Annotated in this window: 11 protein-coding genes and 1 pseudogene; 8 read left to right on the plus strand and 4 right to left on the minus strand. The window is 42.2% G+C overall.

Going from position 1 to position 21341, the window contains the following annotated elements; translation table 11 throughout:
- Window positions 1-122 precede the first annotated feature (122 nt).
- Window positions 123-281, minus strand: coding sequence for a hypothetical protein (locus GTQ43_RS38720; protein ID WP_265277946.1), 159 nt, complete (start codon window positions 279-281; stop codon window positions 123-125).
- Window positions 282-377: 96 nt separating this feature from the next.
- Between GTQ43_RS38720 and GTQ43_RS38725 the strand changes: the two are divergent.
- From GTQ43_RS38725 to GTQ43_RS38760, 8 genes and pseudogenes are all read left to right on the plus strand, one after another.
- A pseudogene (locus GTQ43_RS38725) lies at window positions 378-1311 on the plus strand (AAA family ATPase); the annotation flags it as partial.
- Between the two features lie 203 nt (window positions 1312-1514).
- Window positions 1515-2252, plus strand: a complete 738-nt coding sequence (locus GTQ43_RS38730) for a hypothetical protein (RefSeq protein WP_265277947.1) — start codon at window positions 1515-1517, stop codon at window positions 2250-2252.
- 213 nt (window positions 2253-2465) lie between these two features.
- Window positions 2466-10316 carry a putative Ig domain-containing protein gene (locus GTQ43_RS38735; protein WP_265277948.1) on the plus strand — a complete coding sequence of 2617 codons (7851 nt, stop codon included), beginning with the start codon at window positions 2466-2468 and terminating at the stop codon, window positions 10314-10316.
- Window positions 10313-16450 (plus strand): putative Ig domain-containing protein, encoded by a 6138-nt coding sequence (locus tag GTQ43_RS38740; RefSeq protein ID WP_265277949.1) that lies wholly within the window; start codon window positions 10313-10315, stop codon window positions 16448-16450. The genes GTQ43_RS38735 and GTQ43_RS38740 overlap by 4 nt, the downstream gene beginning before the upstream one ends.
- The gene (locus tag GTQ43_RS38745; RefSeq protein WP_265277950.1) at window positions 16447-16710 is read left to right on the plus strand and encodes a hypothetical protein; all 264 of its coding nucleotides are present in this window, start codon (window positions 16447-16449) and stop codon (window positions 16708-16710) included. Before GTQ43_RS38740 ends, GTQ43_RS38745 begins: the two co-directional genes overlap by 4 nt.
- 34 nt (window positions 16711-16744) lie before the next feature.
- Window positions 16745-17251, plus strand: a complete 507-nt coding sequence (locus GTQ43_RS38750) for a tetratricopeptide repeat protein (RefSeq protein WP_265277951.1) — start codon at window positions 16745-16747, stop codon at window positions 17249-17251.
- Between the two features lie 119 nt (window positions 17252-17370).
- Entirely contained in the window at window positions 17371-18738 is a 1368-nt protein-coding gene (locus GTQ43_RS38755) for an RHS repeat-associated core domain-containing protein (RefSeq protein WP_265277952.1), read from the plus strand.
- A 68-nt stretch (window positions 18739-18806) separates the two neighbouring features.
- Entirely contained in the window at window positions 18807-19325 is a 519-nt protein-coding gene (locus tag GTQ43_RS38760) for a hypothetical protein (RefSeq protein WP_265277953.1), read from the plus strand.
- A gap of 183 nt (window positions 19326-19508) precedes the next feature.
- On the opposite strand, the gene GTQ43_RS38765 is transcribed toward GTQ43_RS38760, so the two are convergent.
- The 3 genes from GTQ43_RS38765 to GTQ43_RS38775 all read right to left on the minus strand — a co-directional run bounded on the left by GTQ43_RS38765 (window position 19509) and on the right by GTQ43_RS38775 (window position 21240).
- A complete protein-coding gene (locus GTQ43_RS38765) occupies window positions 19509-19640 on the minus strand; it encodes a hypothetical protein (protein WP_265277954.1) in 132 nt (43 codons plus the stop codon).
- Between the two features lie 12 nt (window positions 19641-19652).
- Window positions 19653-19925 carry a hypothetical protein gene (locus GTQ43_RS38770; protein WP_265277955.1) on the minus strand — a complete coding sequence of 91 codons (273 nt, stop codon included), beginning with the start codon at window positions 19923-19925 and terminating at the stop codon, window positions 19653-19655.
- A 103-nt stretch (window positions 19926-20028) separates the two neighbouring features.
- Window positions 20029-21240 carry a hypothetical protein gene (locus GTQ43_RS38775; RefSeq protein WP_265277956.1) on the minus strand — a complete coding sequence of 404 codons (1212 nt, stop codon included), beginning with the start codon at window positions 21238-21240 and terminating at the stop codon, window positions 20029-20031.
- Window positions 21241-21341: the final 101 nt, after the last annotated feature.

A 21341-nucleotide genomic window follows, 5' to 3' on the forward strand; every position in this document is an offset into this window, starting at 1 on the left:
TTATCAACCAGCTACTTAGAAGCGAGTATAGACTTCTCAGGCAAGCCGCAATATGAGCAGATCCTATTGGTGGGGCTCATACCTGATGATGGTTAACGTGCTGCAATCATAAGCAGGTTTTATCAGCCAACAGGATCATGCGGGTTGTAGCGATTGCGATTGATAAGTTGGAATTGATGAGGCGCGATCGCCATCGCGTCGCCAACGGAGTTACAATACTTTGGGTCACTACACGTATTAGCCCAATAGTGTAATGCTGCATTGCTTGTAAGTTGTAACATAAAAACTGTAATATTAGTATAATTTTTTACACTTACCTGGAGAATTCAGTTAATCATTTGGGAATACTAAATCTAAACATTTTAAAGATTTAGGGTATGACTAGCACTCTTGTTGAGAATATTCCCGGATATAACATCAGCGAAGAACTCTATAATGGCTCCCGAACCCAAGTTTATCGAGGTTATCGAAAAGTTGATCAACAACCAGTAGTCGTTAAATTACTAAAAAATCCTTATCCCAGCTTTAACGAACTTTTGTTGTTTCGCAACCAGTACACAATTACCAAAAATCTCAACTCCCCCCTGATAGTCCAAACCTACAGTCTAGAACCTTGCAAAAATGGTTATGCACTAGTTATGGAAGACTTTGGGGGAATTTCTCTTAAGGAGTGGAGAACTAGAGAAACCAAACAATCTTTAGAAGAATTTTTAGTGATAGCGATCGCCCTGTGCAATATATTAGATTTACTCTATCATCAGCGCATTATTCATAAAGATGATAAAGGGTTTTGAGATTGCCCGAAGGGATCTGTGCGATCGCTTCATCATTCCGGAGAAACTCTATGGTCGAAAAACCGAAGTATCAACCCTCCTGCAAGCATTTGAAAAAGTCAGTCTTGGGGCAACAGAAATGATGCTGGTAGCAGGTTTTTCTGGGATTGGGAAAACTGCTGTTGTGAATGAAGTTCATAAACCGATTGTGCGGCAACACGGTTATTTTATTAAAGGGAAATATGACCAATTCCAGGGCAATATTCCCTTCAGCGCCTTTGTCCAAACCTTCCAAGACTTAATAGGGCAATTGCTCTGTGAATCAGATGCACAACTGCAAATCTGGAAAACCAAGATTCTGGAAACTGTTGGCGACAATGGACAAGTTTTGATTGACGTAATTCCAGAACTAGAACGGATTATTGGCGCTCAATCCCCAACTACAGAAATATCAGCGACTGCTGCCCAAAATCGCTTCAATCTGCTGATGCAGAAATTTGTGCAAATATTCACAAGCCAAGAACATCCCTTAGTTATATGCTTTATGAAAAAAATACGGTCAATCTAGTTATTACTTGAATATCTCCAAAAATAACTTTAAGCAGAATTTCGCAGGTACAAAACTGAACAAATATAGTATAAAGTTACAAGTGACTGTAGATAGCCTAAAAAAAAGTATAATTTACGTCACGATTGGGGTAATTGCAAGAGATTTTAAGTCAACAGTTATCAAAAAGCATCATGAATCAAAGCTTAATCACCCAAGAGTTCGGAATTATTATTGCTGCAAAAAATTATAACCCTACACTCCTAAATCCAGATTTTCTCAAATATAGTGGTATCGTTCCAACAGAATGGGAATTGGCTCGTCAACCAATATCTACCCCAAATGTATCTCAGGTTGCCTTCACTAACGGCGTGATGATAGTAGCTGAACCAACGCGAGTTATATTTATAGAAGCTGTTGAAGGTAAATCAACAGGAGAACTCGTAGTTGCAAATATTGCCAAAAAATATGTCCAAACACTACCCAATATAGAATACGAAGCTGTAGGTCTTAATCCCAGAAGCTACATGACTTTTGACCAACAGCAGGATGCAGCCCGTCAGTATTTAGCCGAAACGCTACTGTCTCCTGGCGCTTGGCAGGAAGTTGGGACTACACCTGTACGAGCGACACTAAACTTAGTTTATACTTTGGAGCGTTGCCCATTCTATCTGACCGTAAGTGAAGCAGCATTACGGAATCCAGATGAAACCAGCACTCCTATTGTGTTGTTCAATGGTAGTTTTAGCTATGAAGTAAAGAGTGAAGCTGTACCAGAACGTATTGGAAATTTACATCAAATTATTGACAATTGGCAAGTAGATTTTGCAACTTACCAAGAGATTATTAGTACCAAGTTTATGACTAAAGCGGCTAACAATACAACTATAGTTCCAAATATATTGACAATGGATGTCGGTGTAGCAGCTTGATATTTTTGTAAAGATAGATTGACGATGAGGAGATAAACTGAGGGTTTTCTCCTCGTTTCCGATTATTCAAAATAATAAGAACAGGCAGATAATCGCCTTATATATTGAGATGGAGTCAAGAGCATTTTATCGCTATCGACTCCAGAGCAAAATCGGTAGAATTTTTTTATCAAATAAAAACAGTAAACAATTTACTACTTCTTGGGGTTAGTCATGGGTAGCTCTGAAAATTTGGGAACCAATAGTGCATCTTCTACTAATGGCGGAATCTTACCACTATCTTTACTAGAAAGTGCAACTTTGAGTACAGGTTTAGATGATAATTCTGCCTTAACTTCTTTGCAAATATCACTCAGAACTCCTAGTGGTTCCGACCCGATAAACACAGAGTTAGAACGACTGGAAAAAGCAAAGAATGGCATTGAAGATAAGAATTCAGATCAAGACTCTACTAACTACACCCCATTAAGTAGCAATATCTTTGACTCCCAGACACAAAATTTTATCAACACTCCTTTACTCCCCACTAGTAGTAATAATAACTCTGCTAAAACAAAAGCAAAAGACTCACTTACAGGTAATGCTACAGACAACTCACTAGTTGGTATTACTCAACAGAACTTGCTAAATACTGGTGGACTACTGGGAATTGTAGATAATTCTCAGCAAAATTCTTCAGTACAGACAAATTCTAGCGCAACACCAACAACTAGTCAGACTTCTATCCCCAACTTTGCTATTCGTACTGAAGGCACTATCAGTATCAACGGCAATGGAGATTTTGACGGTGTACCAACTTCTTTAAGTGATGATGCCTTAATTTATGCAGCCAAAGGCTTCATCATGAATGGTAATCTCACACTACCCGTACAAATAGATGCAGCAGGAAATCCGATTCGAGATGCTAATGGCAAACTGGTTTTGGTAGATAAAGCTGTGGCAGTGGCCTCTGGCTACACCACTAGTATTGCCAATGCTTCTAGCAATAAGTATGCTGGCTTAATTCCTCCACCAGTAGTGCCACAACAGACAGTAATCGTGCCAGCCTATGCAGATATTAAACAAATCGAACTCAATCGCCGCATTCCTGTGGGGACACCCACTGTTACCTTCAACATTTCTCAAAACCCCCTTAATAGTAGTAGCGACTGGTTGAAGAAGTTTCCACCTCCAGGTACGACAAATAATCCTACCGTTGTCAGAGTAACAGGAGGGGGGCTAAATATTCCTGCCAATGTCAGCTTAAACAACTATATTATTACCGTTGAGCAAGGAGATATCAATTTCAATGGCAATGGTCACAACTTTAATAATGTTGTCTTAATTGCTAATAACGGTAATGTTAACCTGTCTAATTTGCTCTCCCGTGATTTGTCCGTGTTTGCTTCCGGTTCTATTAACATGAACGGTGGTGCGAGATTTGCAGGTTCTTCCTTACTAGCCACGGGTAGCACCAATGGCAATATTATTTTTAATGGTGCTACCAGTAGCATTAATACTACTGATAATCTGAAGGTATTTTCCCAAGGAGATATCACCTATAACGGTGTCACTAATACCCGTGGATTGTTCTTAAGTGTTAAGAACTTTATCTTCAACGGCAATTCCAGTTTGTACGGTTCAATTAGTGCCAAGGGCAATATCATCTTTAATGGTCAAGCTACTGTGATTGGTGTCGCTGAATTGATGCCGGATATTAACCCACCTGTAATTAGTGCTACTTTAGCTCGTGATACTGCATCCTTCGGACAAACAAATAAAGATTTTATTACTTTTGACCCCACAATTACCGGGACTATTACTGACGCTAATCCTATACTGGAGTTTCGTGTCGGTTTTAATAATACGCTATCTGCCAACTATACAAATGTGATTGCTCAACGCAATAATGATGGCAGTTTTAGCTTTACCCGTTCTCAGCTAGAAACTATTTATGGTGGCACTCTTAGCGACGGCATTTATACTTTACATTTACAAGCTAAAGATTTATACGGAAATCTTTCTAACACCAAAGATATTCAATTCACTCTTGATACCATTACCTCTTCTCCAAGTAATTTAGACCTCTTGGCTACTGACGATAGTGGCGCTAGCAATACTGATAACATCACAAATAAAAGTACACCGCATATTACAGGTAATGCTGAAATTGGGGCAGTTGTTCAACTTTTCAATAATGGGCAAACAATTGGTCAAGCAACCGCAAATAATGCTGGTGTATGGCAAATTGTTACTAGTCCTTTGACAGACGGAGTTTATAATTTAACTGCAAAAGCCAATGACATCGCCGGGAATGTCAGCAATCTCAGTACGGCACTCAATCTCACTATCGACAGCACATTACCTCTATTAACGCTAAATACCCCAGTTGATGCTGCACCTTTGACACCGGGAGCTAGATTAACTGGTAGCGTTGATGGTACTGGTTCTGCTGTAACTGCACTGAGTTATCACTTCAACAACCTAACTGAAATTACAGTCCCATTTGATACTACCGGAGCATTTGACCAATCTCTGAATTTGACTGGACTTGCTAATGGGGCGCATACACTAACTATTAGCGCTACTGATACCGCAGGTAATATCAAAACTACTCAGTATCATGTCACGGTCGTTATCGATAAAACTGCACCTGTGATTAGTGCTTCCTTACTACACGATACTGCTCCTAATGGACAAACCAACAGCGATCGCATTACTTTTGACCCCACAATTACTGGAACTGTCATTGATGCTAGCCGTGTAGTTGAGTTCAAGGCTGGTTTTGATAATACACTTGCAGGTAATTTCACCAATGTCACTGCTTTTCGCAACGCTGATGGCAGCTTTACTTTTGAAAAGACTGCCTTAGAAACTATTTATGGTGGTACATTACCAGATGGTTTCCACACTTTGCATTTGCAAGCAGTGGACGAATTTCACAACATATCTAATATTTTTGACTTTTCTTTCACTTTTGACAGCACGACATCAGAACCGATTTTTAACCTCAATGCTGTATCTGACTCTGGTGTAGTTGGTGATCTACACACGAAATTTGATACCGTAAGCTTAACAGGTCTTGCCGAAGCCAATTCTACTGTAGTCTTAGAACAAACTGGTGCAGTTACGACTTCAGACAACAATGGACAATTTACCTTTGCCCACGTCTCCTTAGCAATCGGGGATAATTCCTTGATTGCACGCTCAACTGATATTGCTGGGAATCAAAATACTTTCTCCACCAATATCTACCGTTTCAGTCCACCTACAGCGATTAATTTAGCGGGTAACACAGTTGCAGAAAATAGTTCTACTGGAATAGTCATTGGTCAATTAACTAGTACTGACCCTGACGCTGGTGATACTCACACTTATACTTTAGACGATAATGCTGATGGGCGTTTCCGCATCGTTGGTAATCAATTGCAAGTCGCTGACGGTACATTACTCAATTTTGAAAGTAGTACCCAGCACTCTGTTACAGTTACCAGCACTGATGCTAATGGCTTAAGCTTAACCCAAGTTTTTGCGATCGCTGTTACTAATGTCAATGAAGCTCCCAGCTTTACCAGCACACCTATTTCCATTGCCGACTCAGCGAGTCTTTACACTTACAACATTGTTGCCACTGACCCAGATGCGGGAGATAGTTTAAAATTTACTACAAATAATCTCCCAAGATGGCTAACCTTAGTTGATAACTTTGATGGGACTGCAACTTTACGTGGTACACCAAGAGACTTTCTGGATAATATCAACAGTAACATCCATTTGAAAGTCACAGATGCTAGTGGGCTAACGGCGATTCAAGACTTTACTATTGCACCTACTACTTCTTTTACTGAAAACAACAATTTTGCAGTCTCTCGTTCTCTATCTCTAACAATTCCAACTACACCTTCTATTCTCAGTTTCAAGATTAATCCTCAGTTTGATACTACTGCGGTCAATTCAATTAATGATGCAATTGATGTGGCGTTAGTTGATGCTAATGGGAATTCTCTAGTTCACACTGTTGCAAGTTCGCGCGATGCTTTCTTTAACTGGACTGAGGGTGAGTCTACTGCTTTGGGTGTGGGTACGAGTTATGATGCTGCAACTCACACTGTCAGCTTGAATCTCACTGGTATTAACCCAGGCACTAATGCCCAGTTGGTGTTTCGTCTGGTAAATAATGATGGCGACATTAGCACCAGTGTGCGGATTACTAATTTTGCTTTAATAAACGCACCCAATGGCACCCAGGCTCCTGTACAAACAGATTTTGCCAAACAAATAAGCCAGACTACAACACCTAATTTTAACTTGTTGACGGATGTCTCTAATAGTGTAGGCACTGAGTACTATCGCACTAGCTTCAATGCCGATACTCACCTTCTGTATGCAGACATCGCTTTACGTAACATCGGCTCTTACAGCGTCGATTCTCCCCTAATTGTTGCTGTCAATCATCTCAGTGACCCCACGGTGTTGGTTCGCAATCCTGATGGTTTTACACCTGATGGTCTACCTTATTATGATTTCAGTAAGTTGGTTGGCGATACTAGGTTTGACCCGAATGAGCTAACGAATCAGCGTTCTCTAATATTCTACAATCCTCAAGAAGTGCAGTTTACTTATGATCTAACGGTGTTGAGTCAGTTAAACGCTGCACCTGTGATTCTAACTCAACCAAACAAGGAAGTTATTGCTGGTCATAACTACAGCTATGATGTTGATGCTACAGACCCCAATGGTGATTCTTTAACATATAAACTACTGGTTGCACCAGATGGAATGACCATTGATCAAACTACTGGTTTAATTGCTTGGAATACATCTGCTAGCAACACTGGAAATCAAGCAGTGCTTGTGGAAGTGAATGATGGGCGCGGTGGTGTGACGCAACAACAGTACAGTTTGTCGGTAATTGATGCTCCGCCGAATCGTCCCCCCGTTTTTACCTCCACTCCTGTGGTCGATGCAGCGATTAATACTAGTTATACTTACCAAGCCAATGCTTCCGATGCTGATGATGATTCTTTGAGCTTTTCGCTACTTAGTGCGCCACAGGGGATGACAGTAGACGCGAATACAGGGATAGTGAGTTGGACTCCCACTGCTTTGCAGTTGGGAACTTATGATGTGACGCTGGCTGTGGCAGACGCAAGAGGTGGAACTGCACAGCAAGCTTTTAAAGTGCAAACGCAAGGACAGCCTGGAAATCATGCACCGATTATTATCACTACAGCAGAAACAACTGCATATACTGCAACAGGCTATACCTATCGGGTAGAGGCACTTGACCCAGATCACGATTCTCTAACCTACTCGCTGGCAACAGCACCTACTGGCATGACTATTGATGCCAGCACTGGACAAATTCTGTGGACTACAAATTCCAGCAATGCTGGTGTATATAATATCATCGTCGAAGTGTTGGATGCTCAAGGTGCAAAAGATACTCAAAACTTTATTTTAAATGTTTCAAGTAACTTGCCAGGACAAATCTGGGGACGAGTTTCTGGTGATCGCAGTAATCTCCAAACAACTTCATACAACTCGCAATCAATTGCACAAGCGATAACTGGTAATCGACTCCCTGCAAATCCAATTCCTCTAACGAAAGTTGTTCAGTTGCCTCAAGGTTTTTACTCTTCCTACGGTATAGAATACTACGAAGCAAAAGAGCAAGTTTTAGTTTCCGATGCCGGCTATACTCGCACTACCTCTAGGCTTAATCTTATTCAGCCTGACGGAACTTTAGTTCCATTTTCCAATGTTACACAAGATGCTGGCCCTGGCTCTTACGGATCTGGTATCACATCGTTGCGCTCTTTTACTACTGTGGCAGAAGATAACCTGGGCGGTTTTACAGCAGGAGACATCTTCGGTAACGCTGGAGGAGTGTATTCTGGTTTTGGATATGACCCAAATATTACAAAAATTACGGATGGTGGGGCAACAATCATTCCCAGATGGGCAACTTTGCCTACGAATCTGAATTATAGGGTACTTTCCTTGCAAATAGATACAACTGGTATATTTGGCGGGGACTTAATTGTTGAAAGTGATACTGGTGTCGATTCTAGAGGATACTTCACATTTAGACCTACACTTTTTCGAGTCAAAGCTGATGGCACTGTAACTACCCTTGCAACTCTTGACTCTGAATACGGCGGCAATTCATCTTTTGAAATAGTTCCTAATGATGTTGCAAGATACGGCCCCTTAGCTGGCAAGATTGTTGTAGCCCATAGGCAAGGATTTTCTACTGTTGATGTTGCTGGAAATGTTCAATTTATTCCTTTACAAGGAGCAGGTGATATTCATTTAATCCGTCCAAATGAAAATTTCTTTGGTATAAGCAACTACACTTATAACTACAACTATACTCCTCAAATTCTGTATGGTGCTCCTGCATCCTATTTTGAATCACTGGTTGGAGACTTTTTAATTGATAATGGTTATTATAGTGTCTCCCGAATGTACTGGGACGGTCAAGCTCTGAAAATAGAGCCTTTAAATGCACCGCAGATGGAGGGGATAACCTTTGCACCTATGGGCATTAATAATATTGCACCTGTTAACCCTGTAAGTCTAGCTGACTGGACTGTATACATCGATAAAAATAATAATGGTCGGCGCGACTCGGATGAGCTATTTACGAAAACTGATGCTAACGGTATTTACTCATTCACTCTGCCAGTAGGCAATTATACGGTAGCTGAAGAGTTACCAGGGGGATGGAGTCAAACTCTACCACCCCCCAATCAAGGAATTCAAGTTAGCTTAAGTAGCGGTCAAACAATTACTGGAGTTGACTTTAGTAATACTAAAAATGACACCGCACCACAAGAAAACCAGGCTCCTCACTTCACCAGCTTTGCGCCGACTCAAGCTATTGTCGATCAAAGGGTAGTTTATAGACCATCTGCTTTTGACCCAGATGGAGATGTTTTGAGCTATGACCTATTAGTAAAACCAGATGGGATGGCGGTAGACCCCAATACTGGAATTATTGCTTGGCGTCCAACATCTGAACAAGTCGGAACTCAAGATGTAATTGTCCGGGTTCGAGATGCTAAAGGTGCTTTAGACCTACAATCGTTCCAAATTCAAGTCGGTTCTGCCCAAACACCACCTTTATTTACCGCATTACCAAAACCTGGTTCCATTGCAGCAGTAGGCGTACCCTTCCAATTCCAAATTATTGCACGCAATCCTCTATTAGATCCTATTACTTTCGAGTTAACCACAAATGCCAGTGGAGCCGTCATTGAGCCAACCACTGGATTATTGAAGTGGACACCTACTGCTGTAGGAACTTATAACTTCACTCTCACAGCCAATGATGGAAAAGGAGGCAAAACAACACAATCTTTTCAACTCCAAGCACTAGCAAACATTCCCAATGACGCTCCCATTATTACCTCCCAGCCCCTGAAAGCTTCATCATTAGGGCTTCCTTACGTCTATACTATTCGTGCTAACGATCCTAACAATGACCCTCTCAACTACAGCTTGCTAACTGCGCCTGCTGGCATGACCTTGGATAACCAAGGCAATCTCTTTTGGCAACCTACTGCTTCACAGGTAGGGCAAAATTCTGTCGCCATTAAAGTTAGTGATGGTCGAGGCGGTGAAGTCACTCAAAGCTTCGATATTAATATCGTTAGTAGTGCAACCATTCCTAACCATGCACCTCGCATCACCTCTACCCCAGTTGGTTCTGCTGTTGTTAATAAACTTTACCAATCTGAGTTAAAAGTTAGCGATTCTGACAATGATCTTTTGCTTGTGAGTCTTGACAAAGCACCAGATGGAATGTTCATTGACCCACAAACCAGTATTCTGCGTTGGACTCCGACTGCAAATCAGCTGGGCGATGCTTCTGTAGTTGTGCGGGTACAAGATTCACACGGGGCATTTGATTTGCTCTCTTTTACAGTCAACGTCCGGCTTGTAAATACTCCTCCTCTAATTAACTCTACACCTGGAACTCAAGCTGCCACTGGTAAACTCTACAAATATCTTGTTCAAGCAAGTGATATTGATACTGACTCTCTTACTTACAATCTGGTAAATGCCCAGATGGTATGACTGTTGACCCTCAAAGTGGACTCATTCAATGGACTCCTACGAGCAATCAACTTGGTCAACAAGATATTACTGTCGCTGTTAATGATGGTTTGGGTGGCATTGCTACTCAGAACTACACCATACAAGTTAGCGCTACCCTTTCTAACTTTGCCCCGATTATCAACTCTACACCTGTATACTTGGCAGCAGTTGGTAGTGCTTACCAATATCAAATGCAAGCCACCGACCCCGATGCTGGTGACACCTTGACTTACCAGCTAATTTCCGGGCCAACTGACATGACCATTAATTCCACTACTGGTTTGTTAACCTGGTTGTCTCCCGTCTCTGGCAATTATAAAGTTGTCCTTGAAGCAGTCGATAATCATGGAGAGTCCGCAACACAGGCTTTTACTCTGACTGCAAGAGAAAATCATGCACCTGTTATTAAATCTAATCCACTGCTAACAGCAACTCCTGGTAGTACTTACAGCTATGATGTAATTGCTACAGATGCCGATGGCGATCGCTTATCTTACACCTTGGATCAGGCATCCCGTAATTTGGGGATGACGCTGGATACTCTCGGCAGACTGCGCTGGACACCAACTACTAATAATGTGGGTAGTCATACAGTTGTCATTACAGTAAACGATGGCAATGGCGGAACTGGGCAGCAACAGTATAATCTGTCAGTGGCGGCTGATATGGAAGCACCAAAAGTCAGACTTATTGCGAATTACGACTTAGTAAATCTAGGTGAATCGATAACTTTTCAAGCTAGGGCTACGGATAATATAAAGCTTGCTGGTTTGCAACTGCTGATTAATGGAACTGCGGTAGTGCTTGATGCAAACGGCATGGCAACCTTTACACCCACCACAGCCGGGACAATCATTGCCAAAGCGATCGCCACAGATGCGGCTGGTAATCCCGCAACCGCTACATTCAGCGTGGCTGTGATTGATACTAGTGATGTCAGCGCTCCCGATGTCAGCCTGAACTTGGGTGCGATCGTTGGTGGTACAGTTACCGCGCTTGTTGATATTAAAGGAACCGTCAGCGATGATAACCTGGATTATTACACCCTGCTGGTTGCGCCTATTGGTAGTAGCGATTTCAGAGAGATTTTCCGAGGCACAAGCACTGTTAATAATGGTGTGCTGGGCAAGTTTGACCCCTCGCTGCTGGAAAATGATTCGTACACTTTGCGCCTGGAAGCTCATGATAAAGGCGGGAATGTCAGCTTTGTTGAAGACACGGTTAATGTGTCTGGTGAATTGAAACTGGGGAATTTTAGGCTGTCGTTTACGGATTTGTCGATTCCTGTAACAGGGATACCCATTACCCTAACTCGCACGTATGATTCTTTGACATCGGGTACTACTGATGATTTTGGCTACGGCTGGCGCATGGAATTCAGGGACACGGATCTGCGAACCTCTGTCGGCAAACCCAGTGGAGAAGTTGCGGAACTGGGTGGGCAAAATCCGTTTAAGGATGGCACGAAAGTATACATTACGCTTCCTGGCGGGAAACGGGAAGGCTTCACTTTCAAGCCGACGATTGACCCGCTTTCCCAGTATTTGAGAGGCGCTGGTGGTGTTGATTCTGACCCCAACATTTATCACCCCTCCTTTGTGGCTGATGCTGGCGTGACCGATACGCTTACCGTTCAAAACACCCGCATTATTCATGGCGCTGGTACTAATCAGTACTACGGTCTAGCTGGCAGTGCTTATAACCCTGCGGATACTTACTATGGTGGTGTGTATGTTTTAACAACGAAAGAGGGAATCGTTTATCAGATTGATGCTGCAACGGGGGATTTGTTGACTGTTACGGATACGAACGGTAATACATTAACCTATACCGATGCGGATATTACTAGTTCTACGGGGCAAAAGATTACCTTTGGGCGGGACGCGCAGGGCAGGATTGCGACGGTGACTGACCCTGCTGGTAAGCAAATTCATTATGATTACAACGCTCAAGGTGATTTGATATCGGTGACAGACCGCGAGGGTAATACTACGCAGATGGAGTATGACCAAGAGCGTCAGCACTATCTCGACAAAATCATCGACCCCCTGGGCAGGACTGGTATAAAAGCAGAATACGACGAAGTGACTGGACGGCTCAAGGAAATAGTGGATGTTAATGGTCAGAAGGTGGAAATGTCCTATGACCCAAATAGCTCGAAACAAGTTGTCAAAGACGCACGCGGCTACTCCACTACTTATGTTTACGACGAACGGGGAAATGTCCTGCAAGAAATTGATGCTAAGGGGGGAATTACCACACGTACTTATGACAATGACAATAACCTGTTGAGTGAAACTGATGCAGATGGGGTTGTAACTAAATACACTTATGATAACCGTAACAACGTTCTGACCATTGAAGACGGATCTGGCAAGGTTATTCGCACGACTTATAACAGCAGAGGTCAGGCTTTAACAATTACCTCTCCTACAGGACTAACCGTTTCTTCTGAATTTGATAGTCATGGTAACTTAACTCAGAGTACCGATGCTGATGGGTTGGTAACAACTTATAAATATAACGAGTTCGGACGTTTAATTCAGCAAGTTGCTCCAGACGGTCAAGTAATGCAGTATGGCTATGATGAATTTGGCAACCCCAATCACATGGTTGACAGCCACGGCAACATTGTTGATTCAGTTTACGATGCCAATGGTAGAGTCAAAGATGTAACGGCTAAAGTCCTTACAGAGCAGGGTGTACAAAATCTTACCACCAGCTACGTTTACGATAATAATGGTCGCACTACCCAAGTTACTGACCAATACGGTAATGTTCGCAAAACTGAATACAATACTCTGGGACAAATTACCTTCACTGAAGATAGTCTGGGCAACCGCACTCAGTATTTCTATGACAATAAAGGACAACTTACTGATGTAATTCTTCCTGACAATACCCCAGACAATCCCAAGATTATTACCAAATACACAGCTGCTGGTCGTATCAAAGAAGAGATTGATATCTTTGGTAAGAGTAGTAGGTATTGGTACGACGATTTGGGACGTTTGGAGCGCGAACAGGATGTCTTGGGTAATTACAGCACATATACTTACAATCGTGGCGGACAAATTGAAACTGTTACTGATGCCAAAGACCGTACTACTCGCTTTGTTTATGATGACAACGCTCGTGCCAAAGAAACGATTTTATTTGATGGTTCCAAGAATCAGGTAACTTACGACGAGTTAGGCCGTCTCAAAACAGAAACTAATCAGTTAGGACAAACTATTACCTACGAATATGACAAGTACGGGCAGGTTAAAGCAGTTATTAATGCCCTCAATGAACGCACTGAGTATGCCTACGATCAACGTGGCAAACTAATTCAGGTAACAGATGCCCTTCAACATTCTACCAAGCTGGAATACGACAAATACGGTCGGCAAGTTGCTACCATTGCTGACACTGGTGAACGCTCAGAAGTTGAGTATGACCGATACAGCCGAGTTATTAGCGAAACAGATGCCAATCAGCACAAAAAGCAATATTTCTACAATAATCTCAGTCAACTCACTACGCTTGAGTTAGCCGATCAAACCCTTACTAATTATACCTACGACATTTACGGTCGATTGACTGCTGTTGAGGATGCTAACAAAAATGTTACTCAATACGAATACGATAAGTTCAACCGCCAAATTGCGACTGTTTTACCAATGGGTCAGCGTTCGCAGACCGATTACAACAATTTGGGGCTAGTTGAAAGTTATAAAGACTTTAATAGCGATATTATCAACTATGCCTACGACCAATATGGGCGCTTGGATACCAAGTCTTTCTCTAACCGAAATGTGGCAGCCGTTTCATATACTTACGACTCAATTACCTCTCAGATTGCGACGGTAACAGATGGTAGAGGAGTTACCCGCTATGGCTACGATAACTATGATCGCTTGGCATCGATTACTAACCCTGACGGACAAACTATTGGCTACGGCTATGATCTGCTGGGTAACTTAACTAGCCAAACTACAAGTGTAGGTACTGTCAATTATACCTACGATTCACTTAATCGCTTGGATAAGGTTATTGTTGCTGGTAGAACGCTGACAGATTATGACTATAACGCTGTAGGCAGTCTCATTCGCACAACTAACGCAAATGGTACGGTAGAAAATCGTCAGTACAATGAGCGAAATCAATTAAAGTACTTAGATGATCGGGATTCAGCCGGAAATATCATCTCCAGCTACAGTTACACCTTAGATGCAGTAGGCAATCGGAGACAGGTTGTAGAAAATTCTGGGCGGGTGGTTAATTATACTTATGATAATCTCGACCGACTCACTCAAGAAAAGATTACAGACTCGACAAATGGCGATCGCACTATTAACTACACCTTTGACCTAGTTGGCAACCGTTTAAGCAGAACTGACTCTGCTGAGGGACTAACTACTTATGTTTACGACGGCAATAATCGCCTAACTTCTTCATCTCTTGTAAATAAAGTTACTCAGTTTACTTACGACAACAATGGCTCTATGAAGAGTTGCAGTGATGGAACACAAACTGTCACTTATGACTGGATTAACGATGGCGAAAATCGTTTGGTTGGCGTTACCACTACTAATACTAATGGCACTTCACACCAGCAATATATCTACGACGCATCGGGCGATCGCGTTGCTAGTATTGCTGATGGTGTTAGAACCAACTATTTGGTAGACCCAATGCGCGGTGTTTCTCAGGTGTTACTAGAATATGACGCTAATGGTCAAATTACTACTGAGTATACTTACGGACTGGGTTTAATTAAGAGCGATCGCAGTGGCGATGAGAATTACTATCACACTGACGGCTTGGGTTCGACTCGCGTTTTGACAAATGCAACAGGGCAGGTTGTTGATAATTATACCTACGATGCTTACGGTCGTTTACTGTCTAGTACCGGTACTTCTTCTAATTCCTATCAGTTTGCTGGAGAGCAACGGGATAGCGAGACTGGTTTAGATTATCTCAGAGCTAGGTACTATGACGCTGATTTAGGAAGGTTTATTTCCAAGGATAGCTTTGCTGGGTTTATGGATGACCCAATGAGCCAGCACAACTATCTCTATGCTAATGCCAATCCAGTCAATTTCATTGACCCGACTGGACATGAGACGATGGGAGATATTGGCGCTGTTTTATCCATCATTGGTTCACTAGCCGCCGCAGTAGGTGTTGGTGCTGGTGCTGGTTATTTGACTGGATCTGCTTTGAATGGAGCCAGTGGTGAAGATTTGCTGAATCTGACTGACCAATGGGTGGCTGGGTTTGCTAATACTGTTAGCTTCGGTGCTTCTACTCAGATTCGCCGCAGTCTTTATGGAGAAATTGCAGAACAAAACCATTCTGGCTTCATGTGGAATATGGGGCAAGTGGCTGGAACTGGGGTTGCGATGATACTCGGTGCTGCCACGCCTGAGAAACTGACTTTTAACATGGGTCGTTCTAACTGGATTGCAACTACTTATGATGCGATTGGTACTGGTGTTGGCGCTTGGCAGACTGGAACTCATTTCCGCGAAGGGCAATTGGAGTGGAGCGATGCTTTTAATTTACTGCCTTTAGTGCAAGTTGGTAGCAGAGGAGTTAAACAGTTCTTTGGTGTCAATCGTGCTATTAATAACGGCGATTTGCGCGATTTTGGACGAATGGGGGTTAGTGCTGAAAATAACCCATTTGCTAGTAACATTATAAGCAACGCTCATTCAAGTGGAGCAAGTGGTAGTGAAATCCCCAATTCCTTATATCACTACACTAGTGAACAAGGTCTAAATGGTATTCTTAGCAGTGGAGAGTTACGCGCTTCTCTTCCCGAAGTTAAAGATGCTGTTCATGGTCCAGGACAATACCTGACCGATATTGCACCAGAAATGATTGTAGCAAAATCCGTAAAAAATATGACTCCAGAACAAACTAAAGCAGGTCAATTGTCTTTAGGACAATTGGCAAGTAAGCTGTTTGGACAACCCTGGGCAGGACGCAAACTCGATCACTACCTTGAAATTGATATTTCTGATTTGCCTATTGAAAATCCGCATCCAAATATTTATCGAAATCCAACTAGGGATAATTTAGATATTAGCAATAGAGTAATTAGACATGGGAAAACAATGCCATGAAACGATATTTTAAACATGAAGGCGAATCAAACCTTGGACTAGGAATGGTTTACTTAGAATTTGATGATAATCGAGCATCTAGGCAAGTTGAAATTTATGGTGATAAATGGTTTATATCTAACGAAAGTTATCATCCAGAGACTGGAGGATTATCTTTGTGTGATCAACCTTTGTCAGAGCTTGATTTGGGAGAAGAACATGAGATTTCAAAAAATGATTTTGACAATATTTGGAATCAAGCTCTTAAAAATATACGCTAAGTTTTATAGATTCAAGTGAAGTTGGGAGTTTTTTATGGATGTACGATTGACTCAAGAACAAATAGAATATCATAATTATCTTTATAAACAAGGATGTAAATTCATACAAGAAGAGTTTTTATTAGGGGAAAACAAAAGTACAGAAAAAGATAATTTACAATCACAAGAAAAGCTTTTCAATGCCTTAAATCTTTTTGAACAAGTATTAAAAATCAATCCTAATAATTGGTCAGCTATGTGGTGTATAGGCAAGATTTATCAGCGTGTAGAAATTTTAGACATTGCATTTAACTGGTTTGAGAAAGCTTATTTATTTAAACCAGATAATGCTGATATTTCTCGTGAAGCTTGTATATGTGCAATTGGTCTTGCAAATAATAAAGCAGCTATTTTTTATGGAGAAACTGCTTTAAAAATAAATCCAAATGATGTAGGATTGCTATCAAATTTGTCCTTAGCTTATTTAAAAGCAGGGAGAATTAACGATGCAAAAGATAAGGCACAAAAGGCATTAAATATTAATTCTAGAAATAGTATATAGGTAGGGCTAAAATTTAATCACTTAGCCCAGTAGTTTTTCCCCTGCTTGGCGGCGCGTTTATGCCAATATTCTCGGAGTGAGGTGTCATCAGGGCTGGAATTCCCTATATCTACGACGCATTGGGCGATCGCAGTGGCGATGAGAATTACTATCACACTGACGGCTTGGGTTCGACTCGCGTACTCACAAATTCGCTGGGGCAGGTTGTTGATAATTATACCTACGATGCTTACGGTCGTTTGCTGTCTAGTACGGGAACTTCCTCTAATTCCTATCAGTTTGCTGGAGAGCAACGCGATAGTCAGACTGGTTTAGATTATCTCAGAGCTAGGTACTATGACGCTGATTTAGGAAGGTTTATTTCCAAGGATAGTTTTGCTGGGTTTATGGATGACCCCATGAGCCAGCACAACTATCTCTATGCTAATGCCAATCCGGTCAATTTCATTGACCCGACTGGACATGACACGATGGGAGATTTGAGCGCTGTTTTCTCAATTATTGGTACATTAGCTGCCTCAACTGGTGTCGGTGCTGGTGCTGGTTATTTGACTGGATCTGCTTTGAATGGAGCCAGTGGTGAAGATTTGCTGAATCTGACTGACCAATGGGTGGCTGGGTTTGCTAATACTGTCAGCTTCGGTGCTTCTACAAAGGTTAGAAGCTGGCTTTATGGAGAAGTTGCAGAACAAAATCATTCTGGCTTCATGTGGAATATGGGGCAAGTGGCTGGAACTGGGGTTGCGATGATACTCGGTGCTGCCACGCCTGAGAATCTGACTTTTAGCATGGGGCGTGACGAATGGTTAGCAACTACTTATGATGCGATTGGTACTGGTGTTGGTGCTTGGCAGACTGGAACTCATATCCGTGAAGGACGATTAGAGTGGAGTGATGCTTTCAATTTACTGCCTTTTGCTCCATTTGCTTTCAAGGGAACCAAGCAGTTCTTTGGCGCGGCGATGGATGCTAATGAAACTTTGCGTAGTTGGGGCAAGATGCAAGTTATTTCTTACTTGCAGAACCGTTATCGCAGTTATAAAGCAGGATGGACAAGTGAAACAGGTGCAATAAATTTATCAATTTTTCGAGGTACAGATCGATCTCGTGAAAATGATATCTTTAAAGAAAGCGGGTATATTTTAAGTGATGCTGCCCAGACACGGTATATGGAAAATGGTGGGAATATTCAAGATGCAATAGAACACGCAAAATCTGTACACCAAGAATGGCTAAAAATATGGGGTAATGAAAATGATTTTGCTCAAGTTCATGGATTATATGGGGCTGAGTTACCTAGAGATTTTAAACTTGAGAAAACTCTTATTTCAGTCACCTCTGACCTGAATGTAGTAGATACATTCGGTTCAAAGATTTTCCAAGGAAGTGTGCCAAAATCTATACTTATCCCTCAAACTCTTCCCGATGCTGGAGAAAGCGAATACTTAATTCGGTATGGAACAAATGCGTTAAAAAGGATGAGATGAACGTACAATATTTTAGCGATTACCTGAATAAGTAGACCCCAAAGTTTTCCCCAAAGAGCGTTGTTATTATGTCCTTCTTCTCTAACACGATCTATCGCATGGTTGATGGTGTAACCATTCCTGGCATATTTCTACAAGCCTTTATCAAGAATGGAAACAACTATTTTGTCACCGAAATAAAGGTCTACAAAGACGGCAGAATTGATTGCTGGGAGATGGTTGACTTTGATGGTTTTAAAGAAAAGGTGAGTAAGGGTTGGGTTATAACTCATCTGCCTGAAGGAGCAAGAGTCTCAATGATGGTGTCTGGTCTTAACTTCACCGCCCATCAAGTGAAGTCGAGAGTTGAGGAGCAGGAGTTTGTTAAAGAAGTTGAGGATGAAATTCGACGACTCAATGGGCAGCTAACGACAGGAGAGATTTGCCGACAGGCATTAACACAATACAAGCATGAGCCAAACGAGGCAAATAAGGAGTATTTGCGCCAAGCTTATGATGCTGTTCCTAAACACCGTCGCATCTATTTAGGTGATATGGACGACAAAGATTCGGAATATCGCTCAATTCTGAACAGATGGAGCGATTAGGAGAAACCAATATTCATTGAAGAAGGCATAAGGCAGAGGGCAGAAGGAACACCTCAGTTGGGGATTTAGAGTATCTCTATTAACAATTAAACTATAAAGAAAGTGAAAATAACAGTTTGAGAGGTGAATTAAGTGTGTGGTTCTGGGAAAAAGACTCAGTTGAATACGAGATATTGTGTTTTATTATAATGGCACAGAATTCATCAAATTCACCAACGGCAAAGAAATAACAGTAGAGACAGCATGGCGTTGGGACTGGGAACGAGTACTGGAATATGCTAGCAGTTGATTAGCGATCGCATGAAACCGCAACATGAATAGTAATCGCTACCCATTGCAATCAATCAGCACTCCATCCACAATTGCAATACCCCACTGCGGATACTTCACCAGCAATTTCTTGATCCCTATCACCAGCGCAGGGTCATCATGACAGCATTGTTGGAGGAAGTCAAAACCAGGATTTTCCCCAACCAGAGAAGCCATCTTCAGTTTCTCCATTCGCAATAGTCTAGCTTTGGATCTAATGGCGATGCCAACTCTTAGAGACGCTCCGCGAACGGGGGTAAACAACGCCTCATACCAATTCACAATTCGCAATGGGCAACTCTTGGAGACGCTAAAAGCGAACGCCCCGCTAGGCTAACGCAATTCGCAATTAAAAAACTTAGATGCAGCAAAGCTTTCACGCCTTACATCTGGATCAGATTTTTCGTGAAATGGTATCATGTGATTTTTGCACCTGATAATTGACTACAAATATATTCCACTGCTTCTCAAACTTGCTGATTGTTGCCCTCATGCTTGCGTAATACTTGCTGTCTAGCAAATATTGAATTACCCACAATGGGGGGCATTCTCCAACGTTTGCTCTATCCAACCATTCAAATATCTCACTTTGATTTAATGACACGGGCACGGCGGAACAAGTACCTCCATGACAGTCTTTCGGCTCAAAACCAGATACTTGATTTTCCCCCGACAACGTTCGCGCAGCGTCTCTAAGAGTTGCGGAATTACTTTGTTCTGATTGCCCCTGTGTTTGATTAGCGATCGCAGAATTTAAAGAGTTTTCATTTTGTGCAACGGGCGCGGCGGAACAAGTACCTCCATGACAGTCTTTCGGTTCAACACCACAAGAGAGGTTTTCAGCCAATAAACAAGCGGATTGACTCTGTGCAGCATTTACAAGCGCTAGCGATGTACAGTCATTCGCCGTAGGCGAGTCTTCCTCCAACTCTTCCACGCTTTCAACAGTCTGAGGCGACGCGCCCCCCAAGGGCGCATGAGCCGTCTCCTCTACACGCGAAATTTCTGTAAGCGTGTCAGAGATACACCTCACAATCTCAAATGATGAGATTGTGAGGTGTTCCTGAACAGTTCGTGAGGGTTTTTGAAACGCTTGCTCTGACTGACTTTGACCTAAAATAGATGCTTGATTTAAAGCACCCATTTCTTCAGAGCCAGCATCTTTCTCTGAATCCCCAGCATCTTTCTCTGAATCCCCAGCATTTGGTTCTTGTTTTTTAGCATCTGGTTTTGGTGACGCAGAATTGGCTTTCTCCCAAAATTCCTTCATTCGGCTACCGTGCAAATTCTTCACCATCCAGCTAGCCGTTTCCCGGCCATCCTGAATTGACTTGTCCGGTTTGAAAATGAACAGCCCACTTTCGGAAAGAATTTTCTTCGCAGAGATAAAAGTACTGTACCCCAAAGCAGAAGCCAAAGGCATCCACCGAGAACCATAAGGGTCAGCCGTCCAACACTCCTGCCATAGCTGATTCACAGATGGCTTTTGCTGCGATGCCCACAGCATATCTTCGATGGGAATAATCACATGAAGCCGCTTGTATGGTGACTCTGGTTTTCTAGCAACAGCCTTTTTGGACTTGGGACTGGTAATGGTTGCAGTCATTTTACAATCTCCTGTTTATGTTGACGCACGGAAATTTCCCCCACTGTGATGCGGGGCTTGGTACTTGCATTTATTTGTCTAAAAAATTACCGATTCACTGA

Origin of the sequence: Nostoc sp. KVJ3 (assembly GCF_026127265.1) — a bacterium.
Lineage (GTDB): Bacteria > Cyanobacteriota > Cyanobacteriia > Cyanobacteriales > Nostocaceae > Nostoc.

Excerpts from the sequence above, each read along its gene's own strand:
- GTQ43_RS38730 (WP_265277947.1), top strand. The coding sequence starts at position 1,515 with ATGAATCAAAGCTTAATCACCCAAGAGTTCGGAATTATTATTGCTGCA.
- GTQ43_RS38720 (WP_265277946.1), bottom strand. The coding sequence starts at position 281 with ATGTTACAACTTACAAGCAATGCAGCATTACACTATTGGGCTAATACG.
- GTQ43_RS38750 (WP_265277951.1), top strand. The coding sequence starts at position 16,745 with ATGGATGTACGATTGACTCAAGAACAAATAGAATATCATAATTATCTT.
- GTQ43_RS38760 (WP_265277953.1), top strand. The coding sequence starts at position 18,807 with ATGTCCTTCTTCTCTAACACGATCTATCGCATGGTTGATGGTGTAACC.
- GTQ43_RS38735 (WP_265277948.1), top strand. The coding sequence starts at position 2,466 with ATGGGTAGCTCTGAAAATTTGGGAACCAATAGTGCATCTTCTACTAAT.
- GTQ43_RS38765 (WP_265277954.1), bottom strand. The coding sequence starts at position 19,640 with ATGTTGCGGTTTCATGCGATCGCTAATCAACTGCTAGCATATTCCAGT.
- GTQ43_RS38745 (WP_265277950.1), top strand. The coding sequence starts at position 16,447 with ATGAAACGATATTTTAAACATGAAGGCGAATCAAACCTTGGACTAGGA.
- GTQ43_RS38775 (WP_265277956.1), bottom strand. The coding sequence starts at position 21,240 with ATGACTGCAACCATTACCAGTCCCAAGTCCAAAAAGGCTGTTGCTAGA.
- GTQ43_RS38740 (WP_265277949.1), top strand. The coding sequence starts at position 10,313 with ATGACTGTTGACCCTCAAAGTGGACTCATTCAATGGACTCCTACGAGC.